We start from the raw sequence: 8,227 nt of genomic DNA, 5'->3' as shown, positions 1-8,227 counted from the left end.
CGCGGTGCGCCGTGGACCGGCGGGCAAGGAGGGTGGCTCGACTCACGGGGCCAAAGTAGCCCGGCCCTGTGACACGCACGACCAAACTGTGGCTGCCGGAAGCAACGATCCGGTCACGCAGCCCTGCGGCCCCGGAAATGAGTTCGGTCGGTTGCTCTGAGTTCGGTCCGAAAATGGACCGAACTCAGAGCAACCGACCGAACTGGAAGGCTCTCCCCAGGCTCAGCGCTGCGATGCCGGGACGTACGGGCGCTCGGTGGCGCCGGTGTAGACCTGGCGCGGGCGCCCGATCTTGGTCTGCGGGTCCTTGATCATCTCGCGCCACTGGGCGATCCAGCCGGGCATGCGGCCCAGCGCGAACAGCGGTGTGAACATGGCCGGCTCGAAGCCCATGGCCTTGTAGATCAGGCCGGTGTAGAAGTCGACGTTCGGGTAGAGCTTGCGCTCCACGAAGTAGTCGTCCGAGAGGGCGATCTCCTCGAGACCGCGCGCGATGTCGAGCAGCTCGTCCTTGGCACCGAGCTTGTCGAGCACCTCGTCGGCCGACTTCTTCACGATCGCGGCGCGCGGGTCGTAGGACTTGTACACGCGGTGGCCGAAGCCCATCAGGCGCACGCCGTCCTGCTTGTTCTTGACCTTCTCCATAAAGGTCTCGACAGTCTCGCCACCCGACCGGATCTTCTCCAGCATGGTGAGCACCGCCTCGTTGGCGCCACCGTGCGCGGGGCCCGAGAGCGCGTTCACGCCCGCGGCCACTGATGCGTACAGGGTCGCGTTGGAGGAGCCGACGACGCGCACGGTGGACGTGGAGCAGTTCTGCTCGTGGTCCGCGTGCAGCACGAGAAGCTTCTCCAGCGCGTCCACGATCACCGGGTCGGCCTCGTAGGCCTCGTACGGCGTCGCGAAGGTCATGCGCAGGAAGTCCTCGACATAGCCGCGCGAGTAGTCCGGGTACAGCAGCGGCTCGCCCACTCGGCGCCGGTGCAGGTAGGACGTGATGGTGCGGGTCTTGGCCAGCAGCAGCACCGTGGCGAGGTCGACCTGGTCGTCGTCCGCCGGGTCGAGCGACTCCGGGTAGAACGTGGACAGCGCGTTGACCGCGGAGGCCAGCACGGCCATCGGGTGCGCGTTGCGCGGGAACGTTCCCATGAAGGTGCGGAAGTCCTCGTGCACCAGGGTGTGCCGGTTGACGCGCTCGGTGAACGCGTCCAGCTCCGAGGTGCTCGGCAGCTCGCCGTAGATGAGCAGGTAGGCCACCTCGAGGAAGCCCGAGCCGGCGGCGAGCTGGTCGATCGGGTAGCCGCGGTAGCGCAGGATGCCGGCATCGCCGTCGATGTAGGTGATCGAGGACTCGCACGACGCCGTGTTCATGAACCCGGGGTCGACCGTGACCAGGCCCGTGTCCTTGAGCAGCGACGACACGACGATGCCGTCGTTGCCCTCGCTGGCGGCGACGACAGGCAGGGTGTGAGTGGTTCCGTCGACGGCGAGCTCGACGCGGCTCGAGCCGTCCAGCGGTGTGGAGGTCATGTCTTCCTTCCTGAGTGGCGCACGAGGGACGCTGCTGTGAAAGAAAGGTGTCGGGACAGCGTCGACCTGGGGCACGACAGTATCGCGCCCTGCTCTAGTTTTTCCAATCCATCGGTCAAGGCTGCGTGATGCGTGTCACAGCATCGGCAATCTGTGCGTCAGTCGAGGTCAGCGCCACACGCGTGTGGGTGCCGTCGCCGTACAGATGACCCGGTGCGGTGAGGATCCCGCGCTCGGCGAACCACTCGGCCACCGACAGGCCCGGCCGCCCGTCCGGAGCCGCCACCCAGAGGTACAGACCAGCGGTCGACTCGTCGATGACGAACCCCGCCTCGGTGACGGCGGCGGCCAGCGCCCGGCGACGGGCGCCGTAGGCCTCGCGCTGCGCGGCGACGTGGGCGTCGTCCGACATGGCGGCCGTCATCGCGGCCTGGACCGGCGCGGGCACGATCAGGCCGAGGTGCTTGCGGGTCTGCGTGAGGTCCGCGACCAGGGCCGCGTCGCCGGCGAGGAACGCGGCCCGGTAGCCCGCGATGCTCGACTGCTTGGAGAGGGAGTACGCGGCCAGCAGCCCCTCGTGGGACCCGCCGCACACGCTCGGGTCCAGGATCGAGGGCACACCGCCGGTGCCGGTGGTGGCGTCGTACGGCGTGTCCCACACCAGCTCGGCGTAGCACTCGTCGGAGACGACGACGGCGCCGATCGCCCGCGCGGCGTCGACCACGGCGCGCAGCGCGGCGGCGTCGAGCACGCGGCCGGTGGGGTTGCCCGGGCTGTTGACCCAGACCATCTTCACGTCGTCCCGACCAGCCCAGTCGGCGACGTCGTCCGTGGCCAGCGGCGTGGCACCGGCCGCACGGATGCCCGCGAGATAGGTGGGGTAGGCCACGGCGGGGTGCACCACCACGTCGCCGGGGCCCAGGTGCAGCAGGGAGGGCAGCAGCCCGACGAGCTCCTTGGAGCCGATGGTCGGGACCACGGCCGCGGGGTCGAGGCCCGGCACGCCGCGGCGCCGGGCGAACCAGTCCGCCACTGCCTGGCGCAGCGCCGGGGTGCCCGCCGTCATCGGGTAGCCGGGCGCGTTCGAAGCGGCCTCGAGCGCCTTCCGCACGACCTCGGGCGTCGGGTCCACGGGCGTGCCCATGGACAGGTCGATCAGCCCGCCCGGGTGGGCCCTCGCCGTGGCGGTGATGCCGTCGATCGAGTCCCAGGCGAAAGGGAGGTCCGAGAGGTCGTGCAGACCCATGCCGGCGGGCCGTCAGGCCTGGGGCGGAAGGGCCGCGATCATCGGGTCGTCCTTCTCGATGACGCCCATCTTCGCGGCGCCGCCCGGGGAGCCCAGGTCGTCGAAGAACTCCACGTTCGCGCGGTAGTAGTCCTTCCACTCGTCGGGGACGTCGTCCTCGTAGTAGATGGCCTCCACCGGGCAGACCGGCTCGCAGGCGCCGCAGTCCACGCACTCGTCCGGGTGGATGTACAGGGAGCGGCTGCCCTCGTAGATGCAGTCCACGGGACACTCCTCGATGCACGCCCGGTCCTTGACGTCGACGCACGGCTGAGCGATCACGTAGGTCACTTGGAGGGTGTCCTTCCACTTCCGGACTGAGGATCATGCACGATGCCGACCGCGGGACCGGCCCGGCGGGGCGATCCTAGTATCTCCCGGGACGCCCCCTGGTCCCCACCGGTCTCACGCTGCGGAAGGAGAAGTGACGTGACATTCGCTACACCGGCCGCGCCCGGCGGGTGGCGGGGCCTGCGCCCCGGTACCCGCGTGGTGGTCCGGAGGCGGCTCCCACCGGCCGGCCCGGTCGTGTCCGACGGCGGCACGGCGCACCGCTGGACCGACCTGATCGGCCACGTCGTCGAGATCTCGGACGCCGGCCTGCGGCTGCGCACCGACCCCGTCCCGGGCCGCGGCGAGCCGCAGGAGGTCGACGTGGCGGCCGCCGACATCGAGGCCGCCAAGCCGATCCCCCCGCGACCCGTCAGGCGTTCTGGTCCACCCAGATGACGCCGGTGGGGCACATGCTCACGGCCTCCTGCACCGCGAAGTCCTGGTCGGCCGCCGGCCGCTCGTCGAGCAGTACGACGATGCCCTCCTCGTCCTGGTCGAACACGTCGGGTGCGAGCAGGACGCACTGGCCGGCGCCGCAGCAGGCGTCACGGTCCACGTTGATCTTCATGAGGGTCACTCTTCCCACTTGACGGGCAGTTCGTCGAATCCGGCCACCAGCAGGCCCTCCTTGCGCGGCACCGACTCGACGTCCACCGCCAGCTCGAGACTCGGCACCTTGCGCACCAGCGCGGCCAGCACGATCTGCAGCTCCGTGCGGGCCAGCGACTGGCCGAGGCACGAGTAGGCGCCCGCACCGAACGAGAGGTGGGGGTTCGGACGGCGGCCCAGGTCCATCTCGTCCGCCCCCTCGAACGTGCCCTCGTCGCGGTTGGCGGCCGCGAGGCTGCACACCACGGTCGTGCCCGCGGGGATGCTCTCCCCCGCGATCTCGATGTCCTCGTCCACCCAGCGCACCATGCCGAAGCCCGCGTTCGGGTCGAACCGCAGCGACTCCTCGACCGCGCTGCGCACCAGCGAGGGGTCGGCGACGAGCCGCTCCCACCGGCTGCGGTCGCCCAGGAACAGCGCCATCATCTTGGCGATGTGGCTCGCGGTGGTCTCGTGGCCGGCCACGAGCAGCGCCATGCTGGTGCCGATCACGGTCTGCGCCGTCAGCCGGGGGTCGTTCTGGTCCACCAGCGCGATCAGCTCGGAGATGAGGTCGTCGCCCGGCTGTGCCCGCTTGGCCTCGACCAGGGCGGCCATGTACGCGCCGAACTCCTGGCGTGCCGCCGAGATCTCCTCCTGGGAGTACCGGGTGGTGCTCAGCGCCGTGTCCGACCAGTACGGGAACCGCTCTCGCTGGTCCTCCGGCACGCCCAGCAGCTCGCAGATGACCCAGACAGGCAGCGGGAACGCGAGCGCCGGCACCAGGTCGGCCGGGCCGCCGGCGGCCAGCATGTCGTCGATGAGCCGCTCGGCCCGGGCGGTGATGCCGGGGGCCAGCGCCTGCACCCGCTTGGCGGTGAACGTCGCGTTGACCAGCCGCCGCCAGGCCTGGTGCTGCTCCTCGTCCGCCATCACCCCGGTCGGATCGTTGCTGAACGTGCCGCCGTCGTCCTGGGAGCCCACGCCCGTGCCACCGGACGGGATGACACGGCCGAACCGGCCGTCGGTCAGCATGGCGCGGACGTCGTCGTACCGGGTGAGCAAGGTGGCCTCGCCGCCGCTGGCGAGGCGCACCTTGGCCACAGGACACTGCTGGCGCAGCTCCTCCCACTCCGGTGGCGGCTCGATCGCGCGGTCCGACGGGATGGGGTAATCGAGCAGGTCAGACATGGTGTCCTCCGGTTGGCTGAGGGGGTGTGCCCGCCCCATCCAATACCGGTCCGGCTGAATCGGACAAGGGTGTCCGGTTCTCAGGCGTTGGCGACCAGGCCCAGCTCCGCGACGCTCGCCAGGTGCCGGTGCCGCGGCACGATCCGCACGGTGTAACCGAACGGCCCGGACGTGTCCAGGCCCACCTCGCCGCCGAACGCGTGCCGCCCCGCCTCGTAGGACTCCACGAGGGCGAGCGGCTCGGCCGTGAACTCGTCGATGACGTCGGCCTCGGTGACCCGGCCGTGCACCACCTGCACGTCCACGTCCTCGGGCGAGAGCGGCCCGAGCGAGACGTAGGCACGCACCGTCAGCCGGTCGCCGACCCGCACCGCCTCGCCGATCCCCGCCGACTCGACGTGGTCCACGCGCACCTGCGGCCACGAGGCGCGCACGTGGGCCTTCCAGCCCGCGAGGTCCTTGGCCGCGGCGAACCCGTCGACGGCGAGCAGCCGCCCGGCCTCGGCCGCCGGGGCGTACAGCCCGTGCACGTACTCGCCGACCATGCGCGTGGCCTGCACCTTCGGCCCGAGGGTGGCCAGCGTGTGCCGCACCATCTCCAGCCAGCGGCTCGGCACGCCGTCGGCGGACCGGCCGTAGAAGGCGGGCGCCACCTGGGACTCGACCAGGTCGTACAGGGCGGCGGCCTCCAGGTCGTCGCGGCGGTCGGCGTCCTCGACGCCGTCGGCCGTGGGGATGCCCCAGCCGTTCTCGCCGTCGTACCACTCGGCCCACCAGCCGTCCTCGATGGAGAGGTTCAGGCCGCCGTTGAGCGCCGACTTCATGCCCGAGGTGCCGGAGGCCTCCAGCGGTCGCAGCGGGTTGTTCAGCCAGACGTCGCAGCCCGGGTACAGCGACTGCGCCATGCCGATGTCGTAGTTCGGCAGGAACACGATGCGATGGCGCACCTCCGGGTCGTCGGCGAACCGGACGAGCTGCTGGATCAGCCGCTTGCCGGAGTCGTCGGCCGGGTGCGACTTGCCGGCCACGATGAGCTGTACCGGCCGCTCCGGGTGCAGCAGGAGCGCCTTGAGCCGCTCGGTGTCGCGCAGCATGAGCGTGAGCCGCTTGTAGGTGGGCACGCGGCGGGCGAAGCCGATGGTGAGCACGTCGGGCGACAGCACGTCGTCGACCCAGCCGAGCTCGGCCGGGGACGCCCCGCGCTCGCGCCAGGACTTGCGCACCCGGCGCCGGGCCTCGGCCACGAGCTCGGCACGCATCTCCCCGCGCAGGGCCCACAGCTCGGCGTCGGACACCTTGCCCGGGTCGAGCCAGCCCCCCGACGCCTCGGGTGCGGTGATCTCGTCCAGCCCCATCCGCTCGGCCTCGACGGCGGCCAGCCGCGGCGCCACCCAGGTCGGCGAGTGCACGCCGTTGGTGACCGACGTGATCGGCACCTCGCGCGAGTCGAAGCCGGGCCACAGGCCCTCGAACATCTCGCGGGAGACCTGGCCGTGCAGCAGCGAGACGCCGTTCGCCCGGCCGCCGAGCCGCAGGCCCATCACCGCCATGTTGAAGACGGTGGGGTCGCCCCCGTCGTAGTCCTCGGCCCCGAGCGCGAGCACGGTCTCGGTCGGCACGCCCGGCATGGTGTTGTCGCCACCGAAGTACGCGCTGACCAGCTCCTTGGGGAACCGGTCGATCCCGGCGGGCACCGGCGTGTGCGTGGTGAAGACCGTGGCCGCGCGCACCGCCTCGTGGGCCTCGCCGACGCTCAGGCCGGCGCCGACGAGCTCGCGGATGCGCTCCACCCCGAGGAACCCCGCGTGGCCCTCGTTGGTGTGGTAGACCTCCGGCTCCGGCGCTCCGGTCAGGCGCGACCACGCGCGCAGCGCGCGCACGCCGCCCACGCCGAGCAGGAGCTCCTGCTGCAGGCGGTGCTCGCCGCCGCCGCCGTAGAGGCGGTCGGTCACCCTGCGGGCCGCGTCGTCGTTCTCGGGCACGTTCGAGTCGAGCAGCAGGAGCGGTACCCGGCCCACGGCCGCGACCCAGACGTGCGCGTGCAGCGTGCGCCCGCCGGGCAGGGCGAGCGAGATGACGGCGGGCGTACCGTCGTCCTCGCGCAGCACCGCGAGCGGCAGGCCGTCCGGGTCGAGCAGCGGGTAGGTCTCCACCTGCCAGGCGTCGCGCGTGAGCGACTGCCGGAAGTAGCCGGCGCCGTACAGCAGACCCACGCCCACGATGGGCACGCCCATGTCGGACGCGCTCTTGAGGTGGTCGCCCGCCAGGATGCCGAGGCCGCCCGAGTACTGCGGCAGCACCGAGGTGATGCCGAACTCCGGCGAGAAGTAGGCGATCGCGCGCGGCAGCTCGCCGCCGGCCGGCGTGGTGCGGCCCTGGTACCAGCGTGGGTCGCGCAGGTAGTGGTGCAGGTCGTCGGCCGCCGCCCGCACGCGCCCCGTGAACTCCTCGTCTCCTGCGAGCGCCGCGAGGCGGTCGGAGCCGAGCGCGGCGAGCAGGGCGACGGGGTCGCCCCGGACGTCGGACCAGAGGTCGGGGTCGATGCTCGCGAACAGCTCGCGTGTCGGCGCGTGCCAGGACCAGCGAAGGTTCTGGGCCAGCTCGTCGAGCGCCGCGAGCTGCTCGGGGAGGACCGTGCGGACGGTGAATCTGCGGATCGCTCTCACCGGCAGAACACTACGCACTTGTCCCGGCGAGCACACCTGTTGCCGCGGGCTTCACCGACCCGTCCGACGACGTTCACCGGACCTCGGCGCGCCCCGCAGGCGAGTGACCCGAACCGGTCGATAGCGTGTTCCGGTGAGCCCGCACACGACTCCCGGCCGGATCGGCCGCATCCCCGTCCTCGAGGTCGCCCCTGTCGTCGAAGGGGGCCGCTGGCCTGCGAAGGCGGTGGTCGGCGAGGTGGTCCCCGTGGAGGCCACGGTCTTCCGCGAGGGGCACGACGCCGTGTCCGCGACGGCCGTGCTGGTCGCCCCGGACGGGTCGGACCACTCGTGGGCGCCCATGACCGACGTCGCGCCCGGTCTGGACCACTTCCGGGGCGAGCTGCAGCCCGACGCCGAGGGCGACTGGACCTTCCGCGTCGAGGCGTGGTCGGACCCGTACGCGACATGGGTGCACGACGCCGGGATCAAGATCGCGGCGGACATCGACACGGAGCTGATGCTCGCCGAGGGCGTGCGCCTGTTCGAGCGGATCTGCCGCCTGGTGCCGGGCGACGCGCTCGTCGCGGGAGGCCGGACGGCGCGCGACGCGCGGGTGCTGACCGCCGCCGGCAAGGCACTGGCCGACGCCCGC

Annotated in this window: 8 protein-coding genes; 2 read left to right on the top strand and 6 right to left on the bottom strand. The window is 71.8% G+C overall.

The window, feature by feature from the left end:
* Positions 1-222: 222 nt before the first annotated feature.
* The 3 genes from PROKR_RS19805 to fdxA form a co-directional block, all read right to left on the bottom strand.
* Positions 223-1,530: a citrate synthase gene (locus tag PROKR_RS19805; protein WP_051433166.1), complete on the bottom strand. Its 1,308-nt coding sequence runs from the start codon at positions 1,528-1,530 to the stop codon at positions 223-225.
* A 115-nt stretch (positions 1,531-1,645) separates the two neighbouring features.
* The gene (dapC, locus tag PROKR_RS19800; protein ID WP_036966134.1) at positions 1,646-2,776 is read right to left on the bottom strand and encodes a succinyldiaminopimelate transaminase; all 1,131 of its coding nucleotides are present in this window, start codon (positions 2,774-2,776) and stop codon (positions 1,646-1,648) included.
* Between the two features lie 12 nt (positions 2,777-2,788).
* The gene (gene fdxA / locus PROKR_RS19795) at positions 2,789-3,106 is read right to left on the bottom strand and encodes a ferredoxin (protein WP_020017584.1); all 318 of its coding nucleotides are present in this window, start codon (positions 3,104-3,106) and stop codon (positions 2,789-2,791) included.
* 138 nt (positions 3,107-3,244) lie between these two features.
* Here fdxA and PROKR_RS19790 point away from each other — a divergent pair, with 138 nt between their 5' ends.
* Positions 3,245-3,544: a DUF6725 family protein gene (locus PROKR_RS19790; protein WP_084800552.1), complete on the top strand. Its 300-nt coding sequence runs from the start codon at positions 3,245-3,247 to the stop codon at positions 3,542-3,544.
* On the opposite strand, the gene PROKR_RS19785 is transcribed toward PROKR_RS19790, so the two are convergent.
* The 3 genes from PROKR_RS19785 to glgP form a co-directional block, all read right to left on the bottom strand.
* Positions 3,519-3,716: a ferredoxin gene (locus PROKR_RS19785; protein WP_020017586.1), complete on the bottom strand. Its 198-nt coding sequence runs from the start codon at positions 3,714-3,716 to the stop codon at positions 3,519-3,521. The two genes, PROKR_RS19790 and PROKR_RS19785, sit on opposite strands and share 26 nt — an antisense overlap.
* Before the next feature lie 5 nt (positions 3,717-3,721).
* On the bottom strand, positions 3,722-4,927 hold the full coding sequence (locus tag PROKR_RS19780) for a cytochrome P450 (protein ID WP_036966128.1): 1,206 nt from the start codon (positions 4,925-4,927) through the stop codon (positions 3,722-3,724).
* Between the two features lie 80 nt (positions 4,928-5,007).
* Positions 5,008-7,593, bottom strand: a complete 2,586-nt coding sequence (gene glgP / locus PROKR_RS19775) for an alpha-glucan family phosphorylase (RefSeq protein WP_036966126.1) — start codon at positions 7,591-7,593, stop codon at positions 5,008-5,010.
* Positions 7,594-7,726: 133 nt separating this feature from the next.
* Between glgP and PROKR_RS31735 the strand changes: the two genes are divergently transcribed.
* Positions 7,727-8,227: maltotransferase domain-containing protein (locus PROKR_RS31735; RefSeq protein ID WP_036966123.1), on the top strand; the 501-nt coding region annotated here is incomplete at its 3' end.

The organism is Promicromonospora kroppenstedtii DSM 19349 (assembly GCF_000515355.1).
GTDB classification, from domain to species: domain Bacteria; phylum Actinomycetota; class Actinomycetes; order Actinomycetales; family Cellulomonadaceae; genus Promicromonospora; species Promicromonospora kroppenstedtii.
Note: the sequence above shows the minus strand (reverse complement) of the source record. Positions and strands in the feature narration are given on the sequence as shown.

Excerpts from the sequence above, each read along its gene's own strand:
- PROKR_RS19805 (WP_051433166.1), bottom strand. The coding sequence starts at position 1,530 with ATGACCTCCACACCGCTGGACGGCTCGAGCCGCGTCGAGCTCGCCGTC.
- dapC (WP_036966134.1), bottom strand. The coding sequence starts at position 2,776 with ATGGGTCTGCACGACCTCTCGGACCTCCCTTTCGCCTGGGACTCGATC.
- PROKR_RS19785 (WP_020017586.1), bottom strand. The coding sequence starts at position 3,716 with ATGAAGATCAACGTGGACCGTGACGCCTGCTGCGGCGCCGGCCAGTGC.
- PROKR_RS19780 (WP_036966128.1), bottom strand. The coding sequence starts at position 4,927 with ATGTCTGACCTGCTCGATTACCCCATCCCGTCGGACCGCGCGATCGAG.